At 65.5% G+C, this 26,093-nt stretch carries 28 protein-coding genes; 18 read left to right on the forward strand and 10 right to left on the reverse strand.

The annotated features are described in order from the left end of the window. Positions 1-492 (reverse strand): rRNA maturation RNase YbeY, encoded by a 492-nt coding sequence (gene ybeY, locus WBP07_RS00310; RefSeq protein ID WP_395393390.1) that lies wholly within the window; start codon positions 490-492, stop codon positions 1-3. Between the two features lie 224 nt (positions 493-716). Here ybeY and WBP07_RS00315 point away from each other — a divergent pair, with 224 nt between their 5' ends. Next, positions 717-1,022: a GIY-YIG nuclease family protein gene (locus WBP07_RS00315; RefSeq protein ID WP_395393392.1), complete on the forward strand. Its 306-nt coding sequence runs from the start codon at positions 717-719 to the stop codon at positions 1,020-1,022. 156 nt (positions 1,023-1,178) lie between these two features. Here WBP07_RS00315 and WBP07_RS00320 read toward each other — a convergent pair whose 3' ends face one another. Continuing rightward, positions 1,179-2,213, reverse strand: a complete 1,035-nt coding sequence (locus tag WBP07_RS00320) for a PhoH family protein (RefSeq protein ID WP_395393393.1) — start codon at positions 2,211-2,213, stop codon at positions 1,179-1,181. A 280-nt stretch (positions 2,214-2,493) separates the two neighbouring features. Here WBP07_RS00320 and WBP07_RS00325 point away from each other — a divergent pair, with 280 nt between their 5' ends. Both WBP07_RS00325 and WBP07_RS00330 read left to right on the forward strand, forming a co-directional pair. Next, positions 2,494-2,943, forward strand: coding sequence for an RcnB family protein (locus WBP07_RS00325; RefSeq protein ID WP_395393394.1), 450 nt, complete (start codon positions 2,494-2,496; stop codon positions 2,941-2,943). Between the two features lie 212 nt (positions 2,944-3,155). Next, positions 3,156-3,749, forward strand: coding sequence for a hypothetical protein (locus WBP07_RS00330; protein WP_395393396.1), 594 nt, complete (start codon positions 3,156-3,158; stop codon positions 3,747-3,749). 3 nt (positions 3,750-3,752) lie between these two features. Here WBP07_RS00330 and WBP07_RS00335 read toward each other — a convergent pair whose 3' ends face one another. Next, positions 3,753-4,448 (reverse strand): alpha/beta fold hydrolase, encoded by a 696-nt coding sequence (locus tag WBP07_RS00335; RefSeq protein WP_395393397.1) that lies wholly within the window; start codon positions 4,446-4,448, stop codon positions 3,753-3,755. Then, entirely contained in the window at positions 4,445-5,779 is a 1,335-nt protein-coding gene (gene miaB / locus WBP07_RS00340) for a tRNA (N6-isopentenyl adenosine(37)-C2)-methylthiotransferase MiaB (protein WP_395393398.1), read from the reverse strand. The genes WBP07_RS00335 and miaB overlap by 4 nt, the downstream gene beginning before the upstream one ends. Before the next feature lie 119 nt (positions 5,780-5,898). Here miaB and WBP07_RS00345 point away from each other — a divergent pair, with 119 nt between their 5' ends. The 10 genes from WBP07_RS00345 (at position 5,899) to tatC (ending at position 14,711) form a co-directional block, all read left to right on the forward strand. Continuing rightward, positions 5,899-7,128, forward strand: coding sequence for an amidohydrolase family protein (locus WBP07_RS00345; RefSeq protein WP_395393400.1), 1,230 nt, complete (start codon positions 5,899-5,901; stop codon positions 7,126-7,128). 394 nt (positions 7,129-7,522) lie between these two features. After that, a complete protein-coding gene (locus WBP07_RS00350) occupies positions 7,523-7,789 on the forward strand; it encodes a helix-turn-helix domain-containing protein (RefSeq protein WP_395393401.1) in 267 nt (88 codons plus the stop codon). Between the two features lie 118 nt (positions 7,790-7,907). Next, positions 7,908-9,653 carry an arginine--tRNA ligase gene (gene argS / locus WBP07_RS00355; protein WP_395393403.1) on the forward strand — a complete coding sequence of 582 codons (1,746 nt, stop codon included), beginning with the start codon at positions 7,908-7,910 and terminating at the stop codon, positions 9,651-9,653. Between the two features lie 3 nt (positions 9,654-9,656). Continuing rightward, on the forward strand, positions 9,657-10,481 hold the full coding sequence (locus tag WBP07_RS00360; RefSeq protein ID WP_395393404.1) for an SPOR domain-containing protein: 825 nt from the start codon (positions 9,657-9,659) through the stop codon (positions 10,479-10,481). Positions 10,482-10,575: 94 nt separating this feature from the next. Next, positions 10,576-11,586, forward strand: coding sequence for a beta-N-acetylhexosaminidase (nagZ, locus tag WBP07_RS00365; RefSeq protein WP_395393406.1), 1,011 nt, complete (start codon positions 10,576-10,578; stop codon positions 11,584-11,586). Positions 11,587-11,589: 3 nt separating this feature from the next. Continuing rightward, a complete protein-coding gene (locus WBP07_RS00370) occupies positions 11,590-12,408 on the forward strand; it encodes a segregation and condensation protein A (RefSeq protein WP_395393407.1) in 819 nt (272 codons plus the stop codon). Beyond that, positions 12,405-13,013, forward strand: a complete 609-nt coding sequence (gene scpB / locus WBP07_RS00375) for an SMC-Scp complex subunit ScpB (RefSeq protein WP_395393408.1) — start codon at positions 12,405-12,407, stop codon at positions 13,011-13,013. The genes WBP07_RS00370 and scpB overlap by 4 nt, the downstream gene beginning before the upstream one ends. A 130-nt stretch (positions 13,014-13,143) precedes the next feature. Next, complete coding sequence (locus tag WBP07_RS00380) at positions 13,144-13,392, forward strand: twin-arginine translocase TatA/TatE family subunit (protein WP_395393409.1); 249 nt, start codon at positions 13,144-13,146, stop codon at positions 13,390-13,392. A 20-nt stretch (positions 13,393-13,412) separates the two neighbouring features. After that, positions 13,413-13,829, forward strand: coding sequence for a Sec-independent protein translocase protein TatB (tatB, locus tag WBP07_RS00385; protein WP_395393411.1), 417 nt, complete (start codon positions 13,413-13,415; stop codon positions 13,827-13,829). A gap of 57 nt (positions 13,830-13,886) precedes the next feature. Continuing rightward, a complete protein-coding gene (gene tatC / locus WBP07_RS00390) occupies positions 13,887-14,711 on the forward strand; it encodes a twin-arginine translocase subunit TatC (RefSeq protein ID WP_395393412.1) in 825 nt (274 codons plus the stop codon). Positions 14,712-15,056: 345 nt separating this feature from the next. Here tatC and WBP07_RS00395 read toward each other — a convergent pair whose 3' ends face one another. Both WBP07_RS00395 and WBP07_RS00400 read right to left on the reverse strand, forming a co-directional pair. Next, complete coding sequence (locus WBP07_RS00395; protein ID WP_395393413.1) at positions 15,057-16,769, reverse strand: amidohydrolase; 1,713 nt, start codon at positions 16,767-16,769, stop codon at positions 15,057-15,059. Beyond that, positions 16,766-17,662 (reverse strand): NAD(P)-dependent oxidoreductase, encoded by an 897-nt coding sequence (locus tag WBP07_RS00400; protein WP_395393414.1) that lies wholly within the window; start codon positions 17,660-17,662, stop codon positions 16,766-16,768. The genes WBP07_RS00395 and WBP07_RS00400 overlap by 4 nt, the downstream gene beginning before the upstream one ends. 211 nt (positions 17,663-17,873) lie before the next feature. Here WBP07_RS00400 and WBP07_RS00405 point away from each other — a divergent pair, with 211 nt between their 5' ends. The 3 genes from WBP07_RS00405 (at position 17,874) to WBP07_RS00415 (ending at position 20,616) form a co-directional block, all read left to right on the forward strand. Next, complete coding sequence (locus WBP07_RS00405) at positions 17,874-19,127, forward strand: threonine ammonia-lyase (protein WP_395393415.1); 1,254 nt, start codon at positions 17,874-17,876, stop codon at positions 19,125-19,127. 255 nt (positions 19,128-19,382) lie between these two features. Continuing rightward, a complete protein-coding gene (locus WBP07_RS00410; RefSeq protein ID WP_395393417.1) occupies positions 19,383-20,219 on the forward strand; it encodes an arginyltransferase in 837 nt (278 codons plus the stop codon). Positions 20,220-20,259: 40 nt separating this feature from the next. Continuing rightward, the gene (locus tag WBP07_RS00415) at positions 20,260-20,616 is read left to right on the forward strand and encodes a VOC family protein (RefSeq protein WP_395393418.1); all 357 of its coding nucleotides are present in this window, start codon (positions 20,260-20,262) and stop codon (positions 20,614-20,616) included. Between the two features lie 189 nt (positions 20,617-20,805). On the opposite strand, the gene WBP07_RS00420 is transcribed toward WBP07_RS00415, so the two are convergent. After that, entirely contained in the window at positions 20,806-21,783 is a 978-nt protein-coding gene (locus tag WBP07_RS00420) for a DMT family transporter (RefSeq protein ID WP_395395680.1), read from the reverse strand. Between the two features lie 117 nt (positions 21,784-21,900). On the opposite strand from WBP07_RS00420, the gene WBP07_RS00425 reads away from it, so the two are divergent. Together WBP07_RS00425 and WBP07_RS00430 are read left to right on the forward strand one after the other, a co-directional pair. After that, on the forward strand, positions 21,901-22,410 hold the full coding sequence (locus WBP07_RS00425; RefSeq protein ID WP_395393419.1) for an Lrp/AsnC family transcriptional regulator: 510 nt from the start codon (positions 21,901-21,903) through the stop codon (positions 22,408-22,410). A gap of 92 nt (positions 22,411-22,502) precedes the next feature. Continuing rightward, positions 22,503-23,594, forward strand: a complete 1,092-nt coding sequence (locus WBP07_RS00430; RefSeq protein WP_395393420.1) for an acyltransferase family protein — start codon at positions 22,503-22,505, stop codon at positions 23,592-23,594. Here WBP07_RS00430 and WBP07_RS00435 read toward each other — a convergent pair. The 3 genes from WBP07_RS00435 to WBP07_RS00445 form a co-directional block, all read right to left on the reverse strand. Next, positions 23,579-24,160, reverse strand: coding sequence for a lysozyme (locus WBP07_RS00435; RefSeq protein ID WP_395393422.1), 582 nt, complete (start codon positions 24,158-24,160; stop codon positions 23,579-23,581). The genes WBP07_RS00430 and WBP07_RS00435 overlap by 16 nt on opposite strands. An 86-nt stretch (positions 24,161-24,246) precedes the next feature. Further along, positions 24,247-24,810 carry a fasciclin domain-containing protein gene (locus WBP07_RS00440; RefSeq protein ID WP_395393424.1) on the reverse strand — a complete coding sequence of 188 codons (564 nt, stop codon included), beginning with the start codon at positions 24,808-24,810 and terminating at the stop codon, positions 24,247-24,249. A 38-nt stretch (positions 24,811-24,848) separates the two neighbouring features. Beyond that, complete coding sequence (locus tag WBP07_RS00445) at positions 24,849-26,060, reverse strand: hypothetical protein (RefSeq protein WP_395393426.1); 1,212 nt, start codon at positions 26,058-26,060, stop codon at positions 24,849-24,851. Positions 26,061-26,093: the final 33 nt, after the last annotated feature.

The following is a 26,093-nucleotide window of genomic DNA, read 5'->3' on the forward strand; positions in this document are numbered from 1 at the left end:
TTAAGTGCGATCCCCATATGGGTCGGGAATGCCGATCAGGGCAAGAGCCTTTGTTTCCAGCGCCTCCATCGCCTCCGCATCGGCGTCGGAAATCTCGTGGTCCAGCCCGGCCAAATGCAGCAGGCCGTGGACGATCAGGTGCGTGGCGTGGTTCTCCACGGAGATGCCCTTGTCCGCCGCCTCGCGCGCGCAAGTTTCCGCTGCGAGCGCAAGGTCGCCCAGCATTTCGGGGGGGCCGTCTTCGGCGAGGGCGAGCAGATCGGCGCGGTCCAGCATCGGGAAGGAGAGCACGTTGGTGGGCTTGTCCTTGGCCCGCCATTCGCGATTGAGCGCGTGGACTTCCTCGTCCGAGGTGAACAGCACGCTGGTGATCAGCCGCTGGTTGTCCAGCTCCGGCGCCACCTCCACCAGCGCTTCCAGCGCGCGTTCGGCGATGTCGGCCCAGTCGGTTTCGGCGGGCCAGGGTGCTTCGATATCGATTTCGAGGTCCATGGGGGCGCTTTACGCTGAGTTGTGCGCGGGGTCGAGCGGCGGGGTTGGTGGAAGTGCAGAAAGGAAGCGGGATCCCCGCCGTCGCGGGGATGACGGGTATTTAATTGGCTGAACGTGGGGGCGGCCAGAAGAATGGCGGAGTGCGGATTGGAGATCCTGACTTCGCAACATCAACCTCGTCGCCCCCGCGAAGGCGGGGGCCCCGCTTTTCTTGAGGCCCAGCAATGCCGATAGCCAAAGGCGGCTGGCTGTACATGACCAGCGATCGCTATCGCGGCGGCATCTACACCGGCGTAACCGCACATCTTCAGCGCCGGGTGTGGCAGCATCGGGAAGGAGCCGGATCGGCGTTCGTCTGCGAATACGGCTTTACGCGACTGGTCTACGCGGAACGGTACGATGAGATCACGGATGCGATCCGCCGCGAGAAGGCGGTCAAGAAATGGCGCCGCGAATGGAAGGTAAGGCTAATCGAGACGATGACCCCCGATTGGGCGGACCTGTTCGATCAACTGGGCGGGGTGTTGTGACGCCAGAAAAGCGGGGCCCCCGCCTTCGCGGGGGCGACGGGGTTTGTTGAATGCCTGCCGGATCGAAAAACATTCAGTCCGCGCGCTTTAATTCGAGCGCATCGCTGGCACCAAACCTCACGTCGTCCCCGCGAAGGCGGGGACCCCACTTCCTTTTTACTGCGTCTCGTACTGGCTGAGCGGCCCTTCATAAGCCTCGACAATCCGGCCCACGATCGGGTGGCGCACCACGTCCTGCACAGTGAAGCGGGTGACGTCGATGCCCTCCACGCCTTCCAGCCGGCTGACCGCGTCGGCCAATCCGCTCATGCGCTCACCGCCCGGGATGTCGATCTGCCGGGGGTCGCCGCAGACGACCATGCGGCTGTTCTGGCCGAAGCGGGTGAGGAACATCTTCATCTGCTCGCGCGTGGTGTTCTGCGCTTCGTCGAGGATGACGAAGGCGTCGGCCAGCGTGCGGCCGCGCATGAAGGCGATCGGCGCGATTTCGATCTCTCCCGCGGCAAGGCGGCGTTCCACCTGCTCCGGCGGCATGCAGTCGTAAAGCGCGTCGTAGAGCGGACGCAGGTAGGGATCGACCTTGTCCTTCATGTCGCCGGGCAGGAAGCCCAGCTTTTCGCCCGCTTCCACGGCGGGGCGCGAAAGGATCAGGCGCTGGACCGAACCGGTCATCAGCTGCGAAACCGCCTGCGCCACGGCAAGGTAGGTCTTGCCGGTGCCTGCCGGGCCGAGCGCGAAGATCACGTCCGACCGGGCCAGCGCGCGCATATATTCGATCTGCGTGGCAGAGCGCGGCACGATCGTCTTGCGGCGGGTGCGGATCATGATCGGCGGGGCGCCGGCATCGCCGCTGATGATGCCTTCCAGCGTCGGTTCGGAAGACATCGCGATCAGCGATTCGATCGCGCCGGAATCGAGATCCTGGCCCATCTCAAGCCGGTGATACATGCCTTTCAGCGTATCCCGCGCGCGGGCCACGGCGTCTTCCGGGCCTTCGATCTGGATGCGGTTACCGCGTGCCGAGATATAGACGCCGAGCCGGTTTTCGACCTGTACGAGGTTTGAATCGAACTGGCCGAACACGGCTCCCAGCAGCGTCTGTTCGTCGAACTCGACTTCGGTGCGCGCCCTGCGATGGGTTTCAGGGCGTAACTGCGCCGGATCTCCGGCACGGGCTGCTTTGCGGGCCATGCGCTCCTTTCAGGTGAGGATGCTTCTTCGTCCTGCCTTGAAGATGGCTCTGCATGCCGCACTGCGCAAGGCGGGCCTATGCGAAAGTTGCCCGCTTCACGGTGGATAATCCCCATTTTCGGCGCGGTTTGAACGGTTTGTCGCAAACCGGCGACACTTCTGACCGTTTCCTGCACGCTTTGTTGCAACCGCGTTCAGGCACGGGGGTTCAAACCTGAACTCACCCCAAGGTTACCTAGGGTCGCCCGAAAGAAGGTGAGCCTAATCAAGGAGAAAAATAATGCGCAAGTTCATCATGGCGGTGTTGGCTGCGAGCGTTGCGGTTCCCAGCCTGGCTATCCCCACCATGGCTTCTGCCCAGTCCATGCGCGAGGTCCGGCACGATCAGCGCGAAGTGAATCGCGACGTGCGCCGCGGCGACTACCGCGAAGCGCGCCACGATCGCCGGGAAATGCGCGAGGATTGGCGTGACTACCGTCAGGCCCACCGCAACGATTATCGCCGTCCGGCCTATCAGGGCCCGCGCGGCTACGCCTATCGCCCGGTCGCCGTCGGCTACCGTTTCCAGCCGGCCTATTACAACAACCGGTACTGGGTGAACGACTATGCCCGCTATCGCCTGCCCGCACCGCAGGCCGGTCACCGCTGGGTTCGTTATGGCAATGACGTCGTCATGGTGAACATGCGCAGCGGCCGCGTCGCCACCGTTTTCAATGGCTTCTTCTGGTAAGGCGCAACGCCCCACAGGAGATAGCCCCCGCCGCCCGGCGGGTCGCGGAAGGGGTTCCGGAGCGTGAGGCGCCGGAACCCCTTTTTCATGCCTCTTTCCCGCGCGCCTTTTTCTGTTCGTCCATACGGATCACTCGGGCGCATGATGGGTACAGGCACCTATGCGACAAGCCGATCTTGCAGCCATGGCGGCAGTGCGGCTAGCCTATCCCTATGACAAGGCCCAATTCCACGAAGATCGTGCGCGCCGCTCCGGCCGCGCTCGCTGTCGCCGCGCTCGCGCTTTCGCTGGCTGCCTGCAAGAAGGAAGCGGCTCCGCCCGAAGTGGTCGCCACCGCCAGCGAAACCTCCGAAGCGACCGAAGTCGCCGAGATGAGCGTGGAGGACTGGATCCGCACCAATTACAAGGATGCGGTCTCCAGCGACCTGGGCACGCTGCAATATGCCACGGCCGAAGTCGATCTGGATGGGGACGGCACGCCCGAAGTGCTGGCCTACCTCGGCGGGCCGATGATGTGCGGCACTGGCGGCTGCAACCTCGTGGTGCTGAAGCGCGACGGCACGGGGTTCAGGAAGATGGGCGAGGTCAGCGTCGTGCAGCTTCCGGTCGGCGTGCTGGACAGCAAGAGCCACGGCTGGCGCGATCTGGCGGTAACCGTATCCGGCGGCGGCATGCCCGAAGGCACAAAGCGGCTGCCGTTCGACGGCAAGGCCTATCCGGAGAATGCCACCGTGCAACCGGCCGGCGATTCGGACACCATCGGCAAGACGCTGATCTCTGCCGACGACCTCAAGCCGTTCGAGTGACCGTTACCGCGTAAGCCAGCGCCGGAAGGCGGCATTGACCGCTTCCGGCTGCTCCATCGGCGCCATGTGCCCGGCATCGGCGATGACTTCGTAAACGGCTGCCGGCAGCGCCTGCACCATTTCCTCGGCAAGGCGGGGCGGGGTGAGGGCGTCCATTTCGCCCACCATGACCATCGCCGGAACCGTCACCGAGCCCAGCGTCTCCAGCGAATCCTCGCGGTCGATGATCGCGGCCTGCTGGTCCATGTAGGTGCCGAAACCGACGCGGAGGGCCATCTGCACCACGTCCTCGAACAGCGGTTCCGGACAATCCGGCGCGACCAACTGGCGCAGCGATCCGCGCAGCACATGTTCGAAGCCGCGTGCACGGGCCGTGGCGATGGCGGCGCGGCGCAGCGTGGCCTGCTCCTCGGTATCGGCGCGGGCATTGGTGTCGATCAGGGCGAGGCGGCTGACCCGCTCCGGCGCGCGGCGCCAGATCTCCATCACGACATAGCCGCCCATCGAGAAACCGGCGATCGCGAACCGCTCCGGCGCAGCGTCGAGCACGCGGCTGGCCATCAGCGCAATCGAATCGTCCTTCAGCGTATCGCCGATGGACACATCGGCGATGTCCGCCAGCCCGGCGACTTGCGCCTGCCAGACATGGCGGTCGCAGGACAGGCCCGGGACGAGGACCAGCGCTTGCCTTTCGCTCACGCGGCGACGGTGCTCAACAGCTGTGCGGAGATCGAGTTCGGCCCGGCCTCGGTCAGTTCCACGGTGACGACATCGCCCACCGTGGCTTCACCGATGAAGTGCACCGATTGCAGCCAGGGCGACTTGCCCAGCCACTGGCCTGGGTGCTTGCCCTTGCGCTCCACCAGCACATCGCAAGTCCGGCCGATCGAGGCCTTGTTGAACGCATACTGGTCGCGGTTGAGCGCGGCCTGAAGGCGCTGAAGCCGCTCGTCCATCACTTCGACAGGGATCTGGTGTTCCATCGTCGCGGCCGGCGTGCCCGCGCGGGGCGAATACTTGAAGCTGAAGCACTGCGCATAGCCAACCGCGTCGACCAGCCCCAGCGTATCCTCGAACTCCGCATCGGTCTCACCGGGGAAGCCGACGATGAAGTCGCCCGAAAGCGCGATATCGGGCCGCACCGCGCGCACGCGGTCCAGGATCTTCAGATAGCTTTCGGCCGTGTGGCTGCGGTTCATCGCCTTCAGCACGCGGTCGTTGCCCGCCTGCACCGGCAGGTGGAGGAACGGCATCAGCTTCGCCACCTCGCCATGCGCGGCGATCAGGCCCTCGGTCATGTCGTTGGGGTGGCTGGTGGTGTAGCGGATGCGGGCGAGATCGGGGATTTCCGCCAGTTCGCGGATCAGCCCGTCCAGGCCGACCTTCCGCCCCTTCGCATCTTCGCCATACCAGGCGTTGACGTTCTGGCCGAGCAGCGTGATCTCGCGCGCGCCGGCATCGACCAGCCGCTTCGCCTCGTCGATCAGGTCCGCATGCGGGCGCGAGACTTCGGCACCGCGCGTATAGGGCACGACGCAGTAGGTGCAGAACTTGTCGCAGCCTTCCTGCACGGTGAGGAAGGCGGTGGGGCCGGAGCGGCGACGACGGGGCAGGGCGTCGAACTTGGTCTCCGCCGGCATGTCCGTATCGGTGACGCGCTTGCCCTCGCTGGCCTCGCGGATCATCTCGGGCAGGCGGTGATAGGCCTGCGGGCCGACCACCATCTTCACCGCCGGGGCGCGGGCCATGATCTCGTCCCCCTCCGCCTGCGCGACGCAGCCGGCGACCGCGATCAGCGGCGAGGAGCCATCCTCGCGCCGCAGCCGGCCGATATCGGAATAGACCTTTTCCGCCGCCTTTTCACGGATGTGGCAGGTGTTGAGCACGACAAGATCGGCCTCTTCGCCTTCCGGCGCGGCGGTGATGCCCTGCTCGGCCAGCAGCTCGGCCATACGCTCGCCATCATAGACGTTCATCTGGCAGCCGAAGCTCTTGACCCGGTAGGTCTTGGGAATCTGGTTAGGACGCATCGCGCGCCGATACACGCGTTTGCGGTGGTTTTGAAGGGGGCGGGTGGGGGCCTTGCGCCGGGCCGCGCATTGCGCTCCATTGCGGCTCGGTCGCGGTGCGGCGGCTGACGGGGGTGTGCATGAAAAGGTTGAGAATGGTCGCGGCGTGGCTGGTCGCGTGGCCGTGCGCGTGGTTCGTGAGCGAACCGGCGCTGGCCGATGATTTTGCGATAACCGGTGCGCGCATCTATGCCGATCCGCAGGCTCCCGCGTTGGAGGACGGCGTCGTGATCGTGCGTGATGGCCGGATCGCCGCAGTGGGGCCGCGTGCGAAAGTTGCCGTTCCGCGCGGCATGAAGGTCGTTTCCGGCGCGGGGCGAACGCTCGTCGCCGGGTTCTGGAACAGCCATGTCCATCTGCTGACGCACGATCTGCTTCACCCGGAAGCCGCCGATCCCGCGAAGCTGGAGGGGCAGTTGCGCGACATGTTCACGCGCTGGGGTTTCACCACCGTGTTCGATCTGGCCTCCAGCACCGCCAGCGCCACCGCGCTGCGGGGCATGATCGGGGCGCATCGTATCGCCGGGCCGCAGATCCTGACCGTGGGGGATCCGTTCTTTCCGAAGGACGGCACCCCGGTCTACGCCCGGCCACTCTACGAGGCGGAACATATCGCGATCCCGGAAATCCGCTCCACCCCTGAGGCGGTGGCGCGGCTGGACCGGCAGGCGCAGGCGGGCGTGAACGGCGTGAAGCTGTTTACCGGGGCGATCCTGGGTGCCGAGGAAGTCATGGTCATGCCCGCCGACCAGATCCGGGCGCTGACGGCCGAGGCGCATCGGCATCACCTGCCGGTCTTTGCCCATCCCACCAACCGCGAAGGCATGGAGGTGGCGGTGGACAACGGCGTGGACGTGCTCGCCCACGCCGCGCCGATCGCCGGGCCGTGGGACGCTGCGAAAGTGCGCAAGCTGGTTTCCGCCCATGTCGCGCTGGTGCCGACGATGATGCTGTTCGAAGTCTATCCGGCGGAAAGCACGCCGGTGTCCACCGTCGTCCAGCAGGTTCGCGCGCTGAGCGAAGGCGGAGGCGATGTGCTGTTCGGCACCGACGCCGGTTTCATGGACGTGTTCGACCCCACGGCCGAATATCGCCTGATGGCGCAGGCGATGGACTGGCGGCACGTGCTGGCCGCTCTAACGACAACGCCGGCGCGTCGTTTCGGTCAGTCCGACACTCGGGGCCGGATCGCCAAGGGGCAGGGGGCCGACATGGTGTTGCTGAACGGCGACCCGGCGACCGATGCCACGGCGTTTTCGAAAGTGGCCATGACGATCCGCGCGGGCGAGGTTCTCTGGGAGGCCGATTGAGCGGGCGTGGTTGTGTGGAGCCAGTGTGAGGTGCTGCGCAAGATGAAGCGGGATCCCCGCTTTCGCGAGGATGACGGTGGTGGTAGTGGATGGCTTGTGCCGGTCCCCGCGTTTTTGCCCGTTAGCGTTTGGGCGTTGGAGCGGATGATGTGCTGGCGAGCGTGTCCTGAGCCCGCCTTTGCGTTCCGGCATGGGCGGCTCCCGGTCCGATGTTTCGCCCTCCCACCCCGTCGCCCCCGCGCAGGCGGGGGCGACGCTTTCTTCCTCCTACACCTCCTCCCGCATCGTCAGGCCCAAGCGGCATCCGGATCTTGCCCATGGGACGGTTCGGCGGTTGCCATCAGCAAGCGATAACGGCCGGCAGCGCAGGCCCGGAGAGACCGTTTTCCTACAGATGCGCCGCCGCGATACCCTGCACGGCATGACCATGCCCCGCACCCGCCGCTCCAATTCCCAATATCGCTGGACCAAGCCCAAGGCGCTCGCGTTTCTGCGCGCGCTTGGGCACGGGCATTCCGTCGCGGCGGCAGCGCGGGAAGTGGGTATGAGCCGGCAGTCGGCCTATCGCCTGCGCGAACGGCTGGGGGAGGGTTTTGCCGGGGTCTGGGACGAGGTGCAGCGTAGCGGCGCGATCTACAAGGCGACACTTCAGGGCCGATAAGGTGACACTTCGGGCACAAGGTGACGGTTTTTCCCCTGGACCGTGTCAACCGTGTCAACTGGAGTGTCACCTTGCAGCCTGTTTCCCTTTTGCTGCACTTCGGCTATCCGCGCGCGTCATGAGCGATAACCAGACCCTTTACGCCGCCTTCGCAGGCCACCTCAACGCCGCGCTCGATGCGCTTGAAGCAGCGGGCACGCTGCCCGGCGGTCTGAAGCGAAGCGCGATCACGGTCGAGCCGCCGCGCGATGCCTCGCACGGCGATCTGTCGACCAATGCGGCCATGGTCCTCTCCAAGCCCGCCGGCCTGAAGCCGCGCGATCTGGCGGAAGCGCTGGTGGCGGAACTGTCGAAGCTCGATTCGGTGACTTCGGCGGAGATCGCCGGGCCCGGCTTCATCAACTTGCGCCTCTCGGCCGCTGCGTGGCTGGCCGAACTGCGCGCGATCGCAGCGCTGGGCGCGGACTACGGCCGCTCGACGGTGGGCGGCGGCACCACCGTGAACATCGAATATGTCTCGGCCAACCCGACCGGACCGATGCACATGGGCCATTGCCGCGGCGCCGTGGTCGGTGACGCGCTGGCGACCCTGCTGGAGTACGCGGGCCACAAGGTCATCAAGGAATATTACGTCAACGATGCCGGCGCCCAGGTGCAGGTGCTCGCCCGTTCGGCGCACGTGCGTTACCGCGAGGCGCTGGGCGAAGACGTGGGCGCGATTCCCGAGGGGCTGTACCCGGGCGACTATCTGGTGCCGGTGGGCCAGCAACTCGCCGCCGAATTCGGCGACAAGTACGCCAAGGCGCCCGAATCGGAATGGCTCACGCTGTTCCGCGAGAAGGCCGTTGCCGCGATGCTGGTGATGATCAAGCAGGACCTTGGCCTGCTGGGTATCCACCACGACCTGTTCTCTTCGGAGGCCGAGCTTCAGGCATCGGGCAAGCCGGACGAGGCCGAGGCGTGGCTGCGTTCGAAGGGCCTGGTCTATGACGGCGTGCTGGAAGCGCCCAAGGGCAAGACGCCCGAGGATTGGGAGCCGGTGGAACTGCCGCTGTTCAAGTCCACCCAGTTCGGCGACGATCAGGACCGCCCAATCAAGAAGTCGGACGGCACCTGGACCTACTTTGGTGCCGACCTCGCCTATCACTTCCAGAAGGCGCAGACCGCCGACGCGCTGGTCGACATCTGGGGCGCGGATCACGCCGGCACCGTCAAGCGCATCAAGGCTGCCGTTGCCGCCATGACCGGCGCCGATGGCGAACCCACCCCGTTCGAGATCAAGCTGGTGCAGATGGTCCAGCTGCTGCGCGATGGCGAGCCGGTGAAGATGTCCAAGCGTTCGGGCAACTTCGTCACCTTGGCCGAAGTCGTTACCGAAGTGGGCAAGGACGTGGTGCGCTTCACCATGCTGACCCGCAAGCCGGAAGCGCAGATGGACTTCGACTTCGCCAAGGTGGTGGAAGCATCGAAGGACAATCCGGTGTTCTACGTCCAGTACGCCAATGCCCGCGTCCACTCGACGCTGCGCAAGGGCGCCGGCGAAGGTTTCGCACCCGGTTCGGACCATCTGGAAACGCTGGGCGAGGAAGAGCTGGAGCTGGTGAAGCTGGCCGCGCAGTTCCCGCGCATCGTCGAAGCCGCTGCCGCCGCGCGCGAACCGCACCGCATCGCCTTCTTCCTGGGCGACATGGCCGCTGCGTTCCATGGTTACTGGAACCTGGGCAATGACCGCGTGGAAAAGCGCTTTATTAACGCGGAAGATGGTAACCTGACCTCCGCGCGGCTTTTCCTGGCCGCGCAGATCGGGCAGATTGTGCGCAACGGTCTGGCGCTGCTTGGCGTCGAGGCCGTGGAGGAAATGTAATCGATGATGGGTTGGGGCGACGATAGGGACGAAACGCGCGCGGATATCGCCGCTGAGGGCGATCGCGATGCGGGCCGTTCCGCTGCGCAAAGCTATGAGCGGCCGGCGCAGCTCAACCTTGGCGACGAGGACGTGCGCCTGCCCTGGCTGGAAGGCGAGGATGAGGAGTTCGAACCGCAGCGTGCCGGTGGCGGTAGCCAGACGGCGCTGCTGGTGGTGCTGGCACTCGTCGCCATCGGTGCCATCGTCGGCGGAATCTTCTGGGCCACGCGCCACAAGAACGACCAGCCGCTGGTCGCCAGTGGCGGCGTGATCGAGGCGCCGAAGGAGCCGTATAAGGTTCGTCCCGAAAATCCGGGCGGCGATGTGGTTGCCGGCACCGGAGACACCAGCTTCGCGGTGGCCGAAGGACAGAGCCGCACACCGCAGATCGGCCAGGGTCAGCCGGACGCACCGGCGCCCGGTTTCGATTCGAGCGCCAATCCGTCTGCCAATCCGGGCGCGAAGGCACCCGCTCCGGCGGACAAGCCTTCCGCGCAGGCTTCAGCCAAGCCGGCCCCGACTCCCACTGCCAAGCCCGAGCCGGTCGTTTCCGGCGTGGGCGTGCAGGTCGGCGCTTATGCCAACAAGGCTGCGGCCGAAGCGGGCTGGGCGACGCTGAAGGTGCAGTATCCGGCGCTTTCGGGCGTCAGCCATCGCGTGGTCGAAGGGCAGGCCGATATCGGCAAGGTCTTCCGTCTTCAGGCGGTGCCGGGCGATCTCGCCGCGGCGAAGGCCTTGTGCTCCGGCATGAAATCGGCCGGGCTGGGGTGCCAGGTCAAGCAGTGAAGATAACGGCAAAGGGCGGTCTGATGATCGCCCTTTCCACATTTTCGAGCGGCCTTTCCTTGCGATCTTGCCGCAAACTTGCGAGCAAATCCGCATGACACCCGCGATCTTCGGCCTTTCGGGGCTGACCCTTAGCGACGACGAGCGCGCCTTCTTCAAGGACGCCGATCCCGCCGGTTACATTCTGTTCGGCCGCAATGTCGAAAGCCGCGACCAGATGCGCGCGCTGACCGACGATCTGCGCGCGATCCACGGCCGCGACCGACTGCTGATCAGCATCGACCAGGAAGGCGGCCGCGTCGCGCGGATGAAGCCGCCGGTCTGGCAGGCCTACCCGCCGGGCCAGGCGTTCGACCGGCTCTACGACCTTGCCCCCGCCAGCGCCATCGAAGCCGCGCGCGACAATGCGGAGGCGCTGGGCCAGGATCTGGCCGAAGTGGGCATTACCGTCGATTGCCACCCCACGCTGGACGTGCGGCAGAAGGGCGCGCACGACGTGATCGGCGATCGCGCCTTCGGGTTCGAACCGATGCGTGTCGCCGCGCTGGGGCGCGCCACCTTGCAGGGCCTTGCCCGCGCCGGCGTGGTCGGCTGCATCAAGCACATCCCCGGCCACGGCCGCGCGATGGCGGACAGCCACAAGGAACTGCCCACCGTCACTGTGAGCGAGGAGGAACTGGAACTCGATATCGAGCCGTTCCGCACGCTGAACGACACCCCCATCGGCATGACCGCGCACGTGCGCTACACCGCCTGGGATGCCGAAAACCCCGGCACGCTCTCCCCCTTCGTGATCGGCGAAGTGATCCGCAAGCGCATCGGCTTCACCGGCCTGCTGCTCAGCGACGATCTGGACATGCAGGCGCTTTCCGGCTCGGTGCCGGAGCTGGCCGCGCGTGCCATCGAAGCCGGCTGCGACATCGCGCTCAACTGCTGGGCGAAGATGGACGACATGGTCGGCATCGCCAAGGGCCTGCCTGCGCTGGGCGGCGAAGCGGCGGCGCGGCTGGAGCGCGCGCTCGCCTCGGCAGACGGCATCGCCGGTACCGGCACGCATGGCGAACTCGTCGCCCGGCGCGATGCGCTGCTGGCGCTGGCGGCCTGAGTCATGGACTTGCCAGCCGATCTGCCGGCTGAGGATACCGGCGACGACGATGCCGGGTGGGATGGCGAGGAACGCGCCGAAGCCCGCAAGGAAACGCTCCATCTGGAGATCGACGGCTGGGAAGGGCCGCTCGATCTGCTGCTGGACCTGGCGCGCCGGCAGAAGATCGACTTGCGCCGCATCTCGATCCTCGAACTGGTCGACGCCTATCTGACTTATGTGGAAGAGGCTGAAGCGCTGCGGCTGGAACTGGCGGCAGACTATCTGGTGATGGCGGCCTGGCTGGCCTACCTGAAATCCGCGCTGCTCTTGCCGAAGGAGGAGCAGCCCGATCCCAGCCCCGAGGAATTGGCGCTGCGCCTGCAACTGCGCCTCCAGCGGCTCGGCGCGATGCGCGAGGCGGCGGCGCGGCTGATGGCGCGCGACCGGCTGGGCCGCGACGTGTTCCTGCGCGGCGCTCCGGAAGGGCTGCGGGTGGAGCGCAAGGCGCTCTGGCAGTGTTCGTGGTACGATCTGGTGCGCGCTTATGGTGACGTGAAAGTGCGCAGCCAGCCGGTGGTGCACATGGTGCGCGAACGCATGGTGATGACGCTGGACAGCGCGATCGCCCGCGTCGCCTCAATGCTCGGCGTCTCGCTGGACTGGATGGAACTGCGCGATTTTCTGCCGCCCGCGCATGAGGCCTGGGCCAATCCGCAGCTGCGCCGCTCCGCGCTGGCGTCCAGCTTCGTGGCCGCGCTGGAACTGGCGCGTACCGGCAGGGCGGAGATCGCGCAGGAAGAGACCTTCGGCCCGCTGCGCCTGAAGGCCCTGCGCCCATGACCGTTCCCGACGACCTCGTTCGCGCAGTGGAGGCGACCCTGTTCGCGGCGGAGGAGCCGCTGACTGTGGACCAGATCTCCAACCACCTCGGCAAGGCGGACGTACGGCCAGCGCTGGCCGAGTTGAAGGCGCATTACGAAGGCCGCGGCATCCGCCTCGTCGAGCGGGGCAGGCGTTGGCACTTCGAAACCGCGCCCGATCTTGCGCACTTGCTGCGCCGTGAAAAGGAAGAGGCGCGCCGCCTGACTCGCGCGGCCACCGAAGTCCTGGCGATCATCGCCTATCACGAGCCCGTCAGCCGTAACGAGATCGAGGCGATCCGCGGCGTGCAGACCGCCAAGGGCACGCTGGACGTGCTGATGGAAGCGGGCTGGGTGCGCGCGGTCGGCCGGCGCGAAGTGCCGGGGCGACCGGTGATTTACGCCACTACCCCCGATTTCCTCGCGCATTTCGGGCTCGGCTCCTTGAAGGAGTTGCCGGGGATAGACGAATTGCGTGCGGCGGGCTTGCTCGATCCGGTCGATGACGAGATGATCGAGACCGCGCTGCGCCCCCAGCCGGTGGATACTTCGGACGAACCGCCGGAGCCGGAGTGCGACGAATAGACGACCGGCGTGGGTCAGGATGATGACAGGCTGGCAACTTGGGATGAAAGTCCCTAGATGGGGCTGATAGGGTCTGAATCGGCCAACGGCTAACGGTGCCGATCAGGCCAGAGTTTTTGGAGTTGAGGTTATGGGTAGCTTCTCGATCTGGCACTGGATGATCGTGCTGGTCATCGTGCTCGTGCTGTTCGGTCGCGGCCGCGTGTCCGAAATCATGGGTGACTTCGGCAAGGGCATCAAGAGCTTCAAGGAAGGCATGAACGAGGAAGACGCCAAGAAGGCATCGACCCCGGCGCCGGCTCCCGCCCCGCAGATCGCCGCTTCGCAGGATGCTCCGGTCACGCCGGCGCCCACCGAGAACAAGTCCGAGCAGGTCTGAGCGCAAGGTAGGGCGCCGCCATGTTCGACGTCGGTGCATCCGAACTTCTGATGATCGTCATCGTGGCGGTCGTGGTCATCGGTCCCAAGGACATGCCCTTGGCGATGCGCACGGCCGGCCGGTGGATCGGCAAGATGCGCAAGGTCTCCGGGCACTTCCGCGCCGGCATCGACGCCATGGTGCGCGAGGCCGAGCTGGAGGAAATGGAACGCAAATGGCGAGAGCAGAACGAGGCCATCATGAAGGCCAATCCCGTTCTGCCCAGCGCTGAGGAAATGCTGCCGCCGCCCGCGCGGGTGACCCCGGCGGATATCCTGTCGGAAGACAAGCCGATCGCGGATGCGTCGGCTCATTCGGCCGAGGCCGGTGTTGAAAAGTCGGCCGTGGTGGCCAAGGCGGAACAGGCGGAATTCCACCTGCCGCCCCCGCCGCCGTGATGTCCGGCGCCGTGATTACCGACGCTCTTTCCGGCACTCTGTTGTAAAGCCGCACGCATGCAGCCCTTCCGCATCTCCGACATCGACAATTCGCAGGCGCCGCTGCTCGATCACCTGATCGAACTGCGCGCCCGCCTTCTGCGCGCCTTCATGGCTTTCGCAGTGGCGTTCGGCGTGTGCTTCTACTTCTCGGGCGACATTTTCGCCTTCCTGGTGCGGCCGCTGACCGAAGCGTTCCCGCCGGGGCAGGGGCGGCTGATCTACACCAAGCTCTACGAAGCGTTCTTCGTGGAAGTGAAGATCGCGCTGTTCGCGGCGTTTTTCGTGTCGTTTCCGGTGATCGCCAACCAGATCTGGGCCTTCGTGGCGCCGGGGCTTTATGCCAAGGAAAAGAAGGCGTTCCTGCCGTTCCTGATTGCAACGCCGATCCTGTTCACGATGGGCGCGGCGCTGGCCTACTACGTGGTGATGCCCACCGCGTTCCACTTCTTCCTGACGTTCGAAGGGAACAAGGGCGGGCTGAAGCTGGAAGCGCTGCCGGGCACGGGTGACTACCTCGCGCTGGTGATGCAGTTCATCCTGGCCTTCGGTATCTCGTTCCTGCTGCCGGTGCTGCTGATGCTGCTCAACCGCGCGGGAATCATTACCCGCAAGCAGTGCGTGGGCGCGCGCCGCTATGCCATCGTCGGCATCTTCATCATCGCCGCCGTGGCGACCCCGCCGGACGTCGTCTCGCAGCTGCTGCTCGCGGTGCCGTTGCTGGCGCTCTACGAGGGCACGCTGATTTTGATGTGGTTCACCGAACGCTCCGAAGCGCGCGAGAAGGCCAAGGCCGAGGCGGAAGTGCCTGCCGTGGTCGAGGGTGGTTCGGCCGCCGAGTAAGGGGCCGGGGTTCCCGCGAGCGACGATATCTCGCCGCCGTTGAGATCGAAAACGACCTGCCAAAATCCATCCCCGTCATCCCCGCGAAGGCGGGGATTCCGCATTTCCGGGCGAATGTCGGAGAAAGGAAGCGGGGCCCCCGCCTTCGCGGGGGCGACGAGGTAATTTGCAGCGCCCTCTCGGCTTCTACCATCACGATGTACGTGCAGGCGTAGCGTTTCCTGCGCTCGCATCGTTGACGTACAGGCCGCACAATTCCAGCGCGGAGGCCCCAGCATTCCGCAGGGCCTCCGCGTATCTCAAATCCGAAACGGCGAAGCGCGCTTGAATCGTTAGGCGGTGACCTCAGCGCCCGGAGTCGGCCTCAACCTTCTTCTCCGGAATGATCCGGTCCTTCGCCGCGGACCACGCCATCTGGCCGCCGATCCAGGTCTCCATCACCTTGGTCGCGCGCAGTTGAGCGGGCGTGGCCAGCATAGGATCGACATCGACGAACAGGAAGTCCGCGCGATAGCCCTTGGCGATGCGGCCAAGGCGATCCTCGGCGAACATCGCGTAGGCCGCGCCGGTGGTGTAGGCATTGAGCGCCGCTTCGCGCGAGATGATCTCCTGCGGCTGCCAGCCGTTGAACGGCTGGCCGTCCGCGCCCTGACGGGAAATGGCGACGGCGAGCCCGACGAACGGCTCTGAAGGCTCCACCGGCGTGTCCGAACCGAAGGCCAGCTTCGCCCCGGTTGCCGCAATCGACTTCCAGGCATAGGCCCCGGCAAGCCGCTGTGGGCCAAGCCGCGCCTCGGCCATCGTCCGGTCGGATGCTTCGTGCTGCGGCTGCATCGAGGCGACCGTGCCGAACTGGCCGAAGCGGGGGATGTCGGCCGGATCGACGATCTGCGCATGCTCGATCCGCCAGCGCCGGTCGCCCTTGTAGGTGGCGGAAAGCTCGGCGATCGAATCGAGCACCGTGGCGTTCGCCTCATCACCGATGGCGTGGACGGCGATCTGGAAGTTGTCGATCGCGGCGCGGCTCATCAGGTTGCCCAGCTGCGTCTGGTCCATGCGCGGCAGGCCTTTGGTGCCCGGCGCATCGGCATAGGGCGCTTTAAGCCAAGCCCCGCGTGAACCCAGCGCGCCGTCGAGATAGAGCTTCACGCCGTTCATTTTCAGGCGATCGGCATAGAGCCACGGCGTCGGGTGCGGCCCGCCGATCAGCACCATGTTGTCGATGCCGTCGGCATAGGAGACCACGCGGATGCGCAAGTTGCCAAGGTCGGCGGCGCGGCGGAAGGCCTGCCAGTCCTCGATGGAGGTGCCCATGTCGGCAATCGCGGTGACTCCCTGCGCCAGCAGCGCAAGCTGCGCTTCGCCAAACGCGGTGTCGCGATCCTCCGGCCGGGGCTTGGGCACGCGCGCCTCGATCAGCGCCATGGCACCGTCCACGAAAACGCCCGCCGGTGCCTTGGAGCCGGTGGCACGCACGATCTCTCCGCCCTTGGGATCGGCGGTGGCGGCGGTGACGCCCGCGGCAGCGATGGCAGCGGAATTGGCCCAACCGGCATGGCCGTCTACGCGGCTGAGCCATGCGGGCTTACCCCCGGTCGCGCGGTCCAGCTCGGCGGCGGTGGGCATGCGATCAAGCCCCCACTGCATCTGGTTCCACCCGCTGCCCAGGATCCACGGCAGGTCCGGATGTGCGGCGGACCATGCAGTCACGCGCGAGAGCGCCTCGTCCAGCGTCTTCGCCATCGACAGGTCCAGCGTCATCTTCGCGAAGCCCGTCGCCATGACATGGCCGTGCGCGTCGATCATGCCGGGGACCACGTTGCGGCCCTTGCCGTCCACCTGATAGGCGACCTTCTTCGGACGCTTCTCACCATGATGGAAGACTTGCGCGACGCGGCCCTGATCGTCGATCAGGAAGCCTTCGAAGTGCTCCACGCCGCCCTTGCCATCTCCGGTGACGCCGTTGACGTTGTCGACCAGAACGTCGGCCAGCGCCGGATGAGCGATGCCGGTCGAAGCGAGCAGCAGGGCGAGCCCCGCGCCTTTCCTGAAATTCACGGATTACCCTTTTTCGGCAGACGCTTGATGATCGCGCTGGTGTCGAGGCGGCCGCCGCCTTGCGCCTGGATGTCGGCGAAGAACTGGTCGATCAGCGCGGCCACCGGCAGCGAGACGCCAAGCCCGCGTCCTTCGTCGAGGCTGAGGCCAAGGTCCTTGCGCATCCAGTCGATCGCGAAGCCGAAATCGAAATCGTCCGCGTTCATGGAGTGCCAGCGGTTGTCCATCTGCCACGATTGCGCGGCGCCGCCGGAAATCGCTTCATAGACCTTGTCCATGTCCAGATGCGATGCCTGCGCGAAGCGCACCGCCTCCGCCAGCGCGGCCACATTGCCGGCGATGCAGATCTGGTTGGCCATCTTGGCGATCTGCCCAGAGCCTGCCTTGCCGACATGGACGATGCGGGCGGAGTAGGCCTCCATCACCGGGCGCGCGGCCTCGATCGCTTCATCCCGCCCGCCGCACATCAGCGTGAGCGTGCCCTGTTCGGCGCCGATCTGCGATCCGGTCATCGGTGCGTCCACGCAGTGGATGCGCAAGTCCCGCGCCTCTACCGAGATCTGCCGCGCGATGCGGGCGGAAACGGTGGTGTGATCGATGAAGGTCGCGCCCTTCTTCAGCATGCGGAACACGCCGTTGGGGCCCAGTACGACTTCGGACAAGTCATCGTCGTTGCCGACGCAAGTGATCACCACTTCGGCATCCTGCGCCGCATGCGCCGGATTGGCGGCGATGCGGTGGGCCAGGCCCGGATTGTCATCCGCCCATTTCCGCGCCCGCTCTGGCGAGCGGTTGTAGATGGTGAGTTCGTGGCCCGCCAACGCGATGTGCCGCGCGATTGCGCCGCCCATTACGCCGAGGCCGATGAAGGAAACCTTGCGTCGTTCGCTCATGGCATTCTTTCTAGCGCGTTTTGTAGGAAAGCAAACCACGCGGGAGCGCTTATCCCGCGCATTGCGCCGTGCCGAACCATCGCCGGACGCAGCCTGGAGTGCGGCGTTTGCAACTGCTCCATGCAATAAAATTGCCATGGCACGGCCTATTGCGCTTTTTCATGACACGAGCCTTCCCAATTGCATCGCATTCCGTTAGGCGCGGCCTTCTATGGAACAGCCAATGCTCAAGACCGCCGAGGAGCCTGTTCAGGCACTCCTCACCGCCGATGACGTTCGTGCGGCGGCGGGGCGAATTATTGGCAAGGTCGTCCGCACTCCCACTCTCCATTCGACCACGCTGAGTGCAATCACCGGGGCCGACGTCTGGCTCAAGTTCGAAAACCTTCAATTCACCGCCGCCTACAAGGAACGCGGCGCGCTCAATGCCCTTCTGCTGCTGGATGAAGAACGCAAGTCGCGCGGCGTGATCGCCGCGTCGGCCGGCAACCACGCCCAGGGCCTGTCCTACCACGGCACGCGTCTCGGCGTGCCCGTGACCATCGTGATGCCGCGCACCACGCCCACCGTGAAGGTGATGCAGACCGAAAGCGTGGGCGGCAAGGTCGTGCTGGAAGGCGAAAGCTTCGATGAGGCCTATGCCCATGCGCGCAAGCTGGAAGGCGAACTGGGGCTGACCTTCATCCACCCGTTCGACGATCCGCATGTTGCCGCCGGGCAGGGCACCGTCGCGCTGGAGATGCTGGAGGACGTGCCGGACCTCGATACGCTGGTGCTGCCGATCGGCGGCGGCGGGCTTGCCACCGGCATGGGCACCGCGGCGCGTGCGATCAATCCCGACATCCGCCTGATCGGCGTTGAGGCACAGCTCTACCCTTCGATGTACAACCTGCTGAAGGGCACCAGCCTGCCGATCGGCGGGGACACGCTGGCAGAGGGCATTGCCGTGTTCTCGCCCGGACAGATGACCTCCACCGTGCTGCGCGGTCTGCTGGACGAGTTCCTGCTCGTCAGCGAATCGGGCATCGAGAGTGCGTTGGCGCTGCTTCTCCAGATCGAGAAGACGCTGGTGGAAGGGGCGGGGGCGACCGGGCTTGCCGCGATGATGGCCAATCGCGAACTGTTCGCGGGGCGCAAGGTCGGCATCGTGCTTTCGGGCGGCAATATCGACACGCGCCTGCTGGCCAACGTGCTGCTGCGCGACCTGGCCCGCTCGGGCCGCCTCGCGCGCCTGAAGATCGGTCTGCAGGACCGTGCCGGCGCGCTGTTCAAGGTGGCCAAGGTGTTCCAGGAGCACAATGTGAACATCATCGAGGTGTTCCATCAGCGCATCTTCACCCACCTGCCGGCCAAGGGCCTCGTCACCGAAATCGAGTGCGAGGCGCGCGACAAGGAACAACTGGACGCGCTGGTTTCCGCCTTGCGCCGCGAAGGCTACGAAGTGCGTCAGGTCGAAACCGATTGAAGAACACATCCGGCCGGAGAGCGATCTTCGGCCGGATCTTGCCCTTTCAAAAAAATCATTGTCCGCGGATCCGGCCTGTTCCGGGACAATAAAGGGTTAATCGGCGTTGCTCCGTCCGATTCCGTTGCCGACAGGTCCAGATTTGTGGTTAAAACACTTTCAACGCTGCCAAGCCGTATGCATATTCAGGGCAGACACGGATAGGAGGCTTAACCAGTGGCCGCCTCTCCGCCAGCCAGAGGATAGACTGCGCCCGTGACGGCACCCGTTCGCTTTCCCCGGTTTTTCGTGACCAGCCCGGCGCCATGCCCCTATTTGCCAGGGCGTAGCGAGCGCAAGGTCTTCACCGAACTGAAGGGGCCCCACGCCGATTCGCTGAACGATGCGCTGGGCCGCATCGGTTTTCGCCGCAGCCAGACGGTGGCCTATCGCCCGTCCTGTCTGGACTGCAGCGCCTGCATTTCGGTGCGCGTGGTGGCGGCGGAATTCGTGCCTTCCGGCACGCAGAAGCGCCTGATCAAGCGCAACAGCGATCTCGTCGCCACCGTCTGCCGGCCGTGGTCCACCAGCGAGCAGTTCGAGTTGCTTCAGCGTTACCTCGCGGTGCGCCATCCAGAAGGCGGCATGACCTCGATGGACGAGGTGGATTTCGCCGACATGGTGGAACACACCCCCGTCACCAGCTACGTGGTCGAATATCGCGAGCCTTCGGAAGACGGCGTGACGCCGGGCCGCCTGGTCGGCGCCTGCCTGACGGACCGCCAGTGCGACGGTCTTTCGATGATCTACAGCTTCTACGATCCGCATCATGAGCGGCAGGGGCTGGGCACTTACATCATCCTCGACCATATCAGCCGCGCGTGCGAGATGGACCTTTCCTACGTCTACCTCGGCTACTGGGTCGAAGGATCGCCGCGCATGCAGTACAAGGTGCGCTTCCGGCCGATGGAAAAGCTGGGCCGCACCGGCTGGGAACGCTTCAGCGCTTCGGAGCAGGAGCGTCTGATCGCCTCTGCCGTGGCCAATCCGCGCGGCCGCGACGATCTTGGCGGCAATGCGCGCAAGGATGGGGTGCCCTCGATCACGGGGTGATCACCGGCAACGGGTAATCGGAACAGCGCGGGAGAGCGTGATGGCGGCAGTCGGGATCGGTGGCGTGTTCTTCCGGGCCCGGGAGCCCAAGGCCTTGCTCGACTGGTATCGCACCCATCTCGGCATCGCACCGGACAATCCCTACCAGTGGACGCAGCAGGCCGGGCCGACCGTGTTCATGCCCTTTGCGCACGATACGGATTACTTTCCCGCAGACCGGCAATGGATGATCAATTTCCGCGTGACCGGGCTGGACGCGCTGCTTGGCAAATTGCGTGAGGCCGGGATCGAGGTGATCACCAATCCGGAATGGGACACGCCGGAAACCGGCAGGTTCGCCCGCATCCATGATCCGGAAGGCAACCCGGTGGAACTGTGGGAGCCGCCGGCGGAGTAGCGCTTGAGAGCGGAGCCTTGGCGGTACCGGTGGATTGATACGCAGATTTTCGAAACAGCTCTCCGTCGCCCCCGCGCAGGCGGGGGCCCCGCTTTCTTGCGCCAAGCGCTAAGGCAGGAAGAATCTGGATCCCCGCCTTCGCGGGGATGACGATGATGTTGTACTATCGATTGGCAGGGGAAAGGCGCCTCAGTGCGCCGCGCCTTCGCCAAGCGGAGCCAGGTCTGCCGCCGGCTTGCGATGCGCGGCAAGGCAGGTGAGCACCGCCGTCACCAGCAGCACGAAGGCGGCAACTTCGAACACCGTCGGCAGGCGATGTTCCCAGATCAGCGCGTAGACCAGCGCGAACAGCGTTTCGAACAGGATCATCTGGCCCACCAGCGTCAGTGGCAGCAGGCGGCTCGCGCGGTTCCACAGGGCGTTGCCGGCGATCGAGGCCAGTACGGCGATCCCCAGCGAAACGGTCAGAAAGCCGGTCCACTGGTCGGCCGAGCGCGCGGCATCTGCCTGCCAGATTGCCAGCGGGATCAGCACCACGCCTTGAAGCCCGGTAACGACGCCCAGCAACAGATTCCAGTCATGCGCGGAAACGGTGTCCAATCGCGCCAGCCAGCGGCTGTTGCCCACCGCGAAGGCGCTCCATGATGCCAGCGCGCCCACGGCGCAGGCCAGTCCGATCAGGCGTGACATCAGCGGCGTATCGCCGGGGGCGGCAATGGCCTGCCAGCCGATGCACAGCACGCCCGCCGCGCAGAGCAGCAGCGACGGGGCCAGTCTGGCCAGCGGCACCGCGCCATGATCACGGCTGCCGACGACGGTGACGGTCACCGGCAGGAAGCCGACGATGATCGAGGTCATGGCGATCCCGCCGATATGCACGGCGTTGACCAGCAGCACGAAGTAAAGCGTATTGCCCGCCAGCGCGAGCCAGATGAGCGCGATCCAGCCTTCGCGCGGGATCTGCGCGGTCACGGCTTTCCAGCGCGGTGCCAGCAGCAGCGCCGAGATCGCGCCGTAGCAGACGTAGCGGCCGATGGTCAGTTCCAGCGGACCGAACGCGCGCACGAGTTCGGGAGCCAGGAACACCAGCCCCCAAAGCGCACCGGCGCCGGCGCCGCAGAGCACGCCAAGCAGTGTCGAGCGCGTGGCCGTGGTGTCTGCCGCCATGCTTCCCGCCAGTTCCATCTTCACACTCCAGCCCCATTCGATCCGGTGGGACATATCATCATCCAAGTGAGGCATGCGCTCTTGATTTGGGGATCAAACGCAACAAAAACCCGTTGGATGACCAGATCCGGCAGCAAATCTTCGTCGCAAGCGCATCGTCGGCTCGATTCGTTCGACCGCGCGATCCTTCGCATCGTCCAGCAGGATGCGCGAACCCCGCAGCGGCGCATTGCCGAGGCGGTGAATCTGTCGGCCGCGGCGGTGCAGCGGCGCATCGCGGCGATGGAGGCTGCCGGCGTGATCGCCCGCAACGTGGCACTCGTCGATCCGGTGGCGCTGGGCCAGGACGTGACCTCGATCGTACAAGTGACCCTGTGCGATGAGCGCGCCTCCACCGTCGATGCGGCCAAGGCGCTGTTCCGCGCCCGTTCGGAAGTGCAGCAGTGCTACTATGTCACCGGCGGCATAAGCTTCGTGCTGGTCATCGTCACCAGCGACATGCGCGCCTACGAGGCACTGACGCGGGAACTGTTTGCGGAGAACGAGTGCATCGCCAGCTATGCGTCCCTGATCGCGCTCGATCGGGTAAAGGTCGATACCGGCATCGTCATCCCACTGGCGGGTTGACGACATCTTGGTCAGGAAAACCACTTACCGTTAACCGTCGGCCGCTACCCATGCCTTAGCGGGCTGCGCATGTCCGTTAGGGGAATTCCGCGATGGGTAGCAAGGCGCCAAGATATTTCGACGGACTTGATGGCCTGCGGGGCGTTGCCGCGCTTGCTGTCGTAGTCCATCATTCGCATCGCATTCTGGGCTTCCAACCGCTTCCGCACGGCTACCTTGCTGTAGACTTCTTCTTTATCCTCAGCGGTTTTGTCATCGCTCACGCCTATCAAGCGAAGTTGGCTTCCAACATGTCGCTGGTGCAATTCGCAAAAGCGAGATTCGATCGCCTCTATCCTATGCTGTTCCTCGGCATTGTGGCGGGCGGGGTTGGATTCAGTTTCAGGCAAGGCGTGGCGTGGATTGACGTTGCTCCGGCAATGGCGGCGCAACTGGTGTTGCTACCTGCGCCGTTCCTGCATGGGCCGGACGCCACTATGTGGGCATTGAATCCCCCTGCGTGGTCGTTGTTTTGGGAGGTCGCGGCGAGTTTGGCGTTCGCCCTCTTTCTTGCCCGAGCAAGTGACCGCGCCCTGCGTTGGTTGTGGCTGGGCTTTGCCGCATGCCTGATCGTGGTCGGGTTCCGCTGGACGATGGTTTCCGTTGGATTCGAGGCGAAGAACGCGCTGTGCGGAATACCACGCACGGGAGTGTCGTTCACGTTGGGCGTGATTCTCTGGCGCGCATTTGACGCAGGTGCAATGGACCGATGGATGCGGCGTCCGAGCCTTGCGATGGTGGCGCTTCTTCTTCTGGGGGTGTTTGCGATTCCGCAACCTACGGCCGTGGTGGACGCGATCCTCGTGCTGGTTGTTCTCCCTCTGCTTTTGATCGCCGGCGTGCTTTCGCTCAACTCATCATGTCTGTGGAATTGGTTGGGGCGCGTATCTTATCCGCTATACCTCATCCATTTCCCTGTCCTTTTTGTGTTTCAGGCTTTTTTGCTGCGAGGGGCTGGGCTGGCGGAACGCTTTGCGTGGTTCGCGATCTACCTCGTCGTCGCATTAATCGCAGCGTTGCTCATCACGGTGCTGTGGGACGAGCCTGTCCGCCGGAAAATTCGTGATGCGCGCCTAGCGCGCAAAGGGGGCGACGATAGAGCCGCATCGTTCGGCGGAGCAATGTTCAGTCAAGGCTTGCCGTAGAGTGCTGCCTCCGCTGCCCGGCGTTTCTTCAGTCCTTCCAGCACCTTGTGGTCGTTGTAGACCCATTTGCCGAATTCCTGCTGCGCCTCGGCGAACTGGCCCTGCCGGTGCAGTTTGCCGAGCGTCGATCCGGCAATGGCGCCGGTGTTGTAGTGAAACGAGACCAGCGCATCGAACTGGTTGGGTGTGGTAGTTGCCGTGCCGATGAACTGCGCGACGGCGTCGACATAGCGTTGGATATCGGATGTGAAGCGGGCGTCGCACTCGGCCAGCGTCCAGACCGTGTCCGGGCCGATGTCCGTACCGGTCGATCCCCAGCCGATCGTCCAGGGGAGGCCGTCACTGCTACCCGGGTCGGGATAGGCATCGAACCGGCCATCGGCGCGCTTTTTCGCGCAGCCTTCCCAAGTCTTGATGAGCAAGCGGCCTGCGTTGCCCAGAACATGCTCAGTGGCCGTACCGAGAGCGCGGTCTATAGCGGCATCGATCCGGGCGACGTCCTGCGGATTGAAACTGCGTCCGAGCAACTGGCGGACTTCATCGAAAATTGGCTTGCGGTCCAGCATGGGGCCTCTCCGTGATGTCGAGAAGGCCCAACAAGTAAGCCGGATGTGGGGCTGTAGGAAAACGGTTTTAGGCAGGCGGCGCTCCCTCAGAACTTGCGCAGCACTCCGCTTACCGGGATCGCGATGCTGGCCCCGCCGGCAACGGGATTGTCCTCGATCATGGCCTGCGACCCATCGTCAGCGGTTACCGTGATCGCATCGCCGGTCTTGGTGAACGTCACCGAACCGCCGCCCAGCGTAGGCATCGCCACCTTGCCCGTCTTGCTGGCGGCGATGGCGGCGGAGATATCTTCCGGCGTCATGTAGCCGGTCAGCATGTGATCGCGCACCAGCGCGGCCAGTGCGGCGTGGTCCTTTGCCTCGGTCAGCGTCTTGGCCTTGTCGCCCAGTGCATCGAAGGCATCGTCTTCCGGGGCGAGCAGCGTGTAGCTGCCCCTGTCGTTGAACACGCCCTCTATCCCCGTGGTCTTGAGCGCCTCTGCCATGGTCTGCATGCCATCGGCATCGTCTAGCACTTCGGGCAGGGTTTCGCTGGCCGGGGTCACTTGCGCCACTTCGCTGGAGGCATCGGCAGAGGGCGACTTGCCGGAGCAGCCGGCAAGGATCAGCGCGGTGGCAAGCAGCGGTGTGGCGAAGTGGGCTTTGCGCATGGCGGGGAACCTTGAAGCAGGGGCAGGGACGGGGCCGGTCAGGCGAGCAATTCGATGGCCGCCCGGACAATGCGGGTGGCGGGATCGAGTTGATAGATCGTCCCATCTGAATAGCGGTATAACGCGTCCCGCCCATCGTAGTACTGGTCGCGATAGCGATAAGGCACGTTGTAGACATCGTAGCCGGCCGGCATCGGGCGGCCGACCTCTATGCTGTTTCCGGTCAATAGCGCGGCAACGGCGGTGATCGCGGCGTCGTCCGGATCGAGGCGGTAGATCACGTTGTCATAGTAACGATAGCTGCTGGCCGGGCCGAGATCGTAATAGCGCGAATAATAGTCGGGCAGCGCCATGGCGCCGTAAGTGCCGGGCCATGGCTGCCCCACGGCGAGGGCACCGCCAAGCAGCGGGACATAGCTGGTGACCGCGCTGTCCGCGCCCAGGCGCAGCAGATAGCCGTCGGTATAGCGATAGCCGGATTCGCGGTTGTAATCGCCGTACCAGCCCGGCTGGTTCCAGCGGTTAGGGGCCGGTTCGGAAAGGGTGGGCGGGGCGCAGTTCGCGTACCGCTTGGCGATGCCCGGCGGGCAACCGTCGAAGCTGCGGCGTGAGCTTTGGCCGGCCCAGTCGAAGCGGCCCGGTGTGGTCACCACGTTGACGCGATCGTTGGTCGGCACCTGAAATTCGCGGCCTTGGGTATCCTTGTGGGCCACCTCGCGCACGTCCGCGCGGATCGGCCGGAGGCCCTGGCTGCCGTCCTGGCGCTGTTGCTGCCAATGCTGCTCCTGCTCGCGCCGGCGCTCGGCTTCCTGTTGGCGCGGCTGGTCGGGGGTGCCGGCGCCGCCCTCACGCGGGCGGTCGCCGTCCGGGCGTTGGCCGCGGCCGGGATCGCGGGGCTGGTCGCGCTGGGCGTCCCGCTCGGGCGCGTCGGGGCGCGAAGGCGATGCCTCGGAGTGGACTTGCGGGCGCTGCTGCTGATCGCGCTGCGGCTGGCGGCCCTGTTCCTGCAGGCGCGGCTGCGCGTTTGGGCGGTCTCCGGGAGGGTTTTGCCGTCCGGCCTCATGCGGTGTGTCGCGGGGGGCGTCGCGAGGGCCCTGGCCTGCCAATGCGCCGGGGCGGTCGCCTTGCGGTGATCCTTGCCGCGGCCCTTGGTCTTGGGGCGGTTGCGGCTGCGCGCCTATGGAAGCCGAGAGCGCCAGCAGGGCAAGGGCGGCGGTTCCCATGGTCAATGTGCTGCGGGTGCGGGCCATGCAGGGTCTCCTTCCGGGAAAAAGGCAACGGTT

It is taken from the genome of Novosphingobium oxfordense (assembly GCF_044029435.1).
GTDB lineage: Bacteria > Pseudomonadota > Alphaproteobacteria > Sphingomonadales > Sphingomonadaceae > Novosphingobium.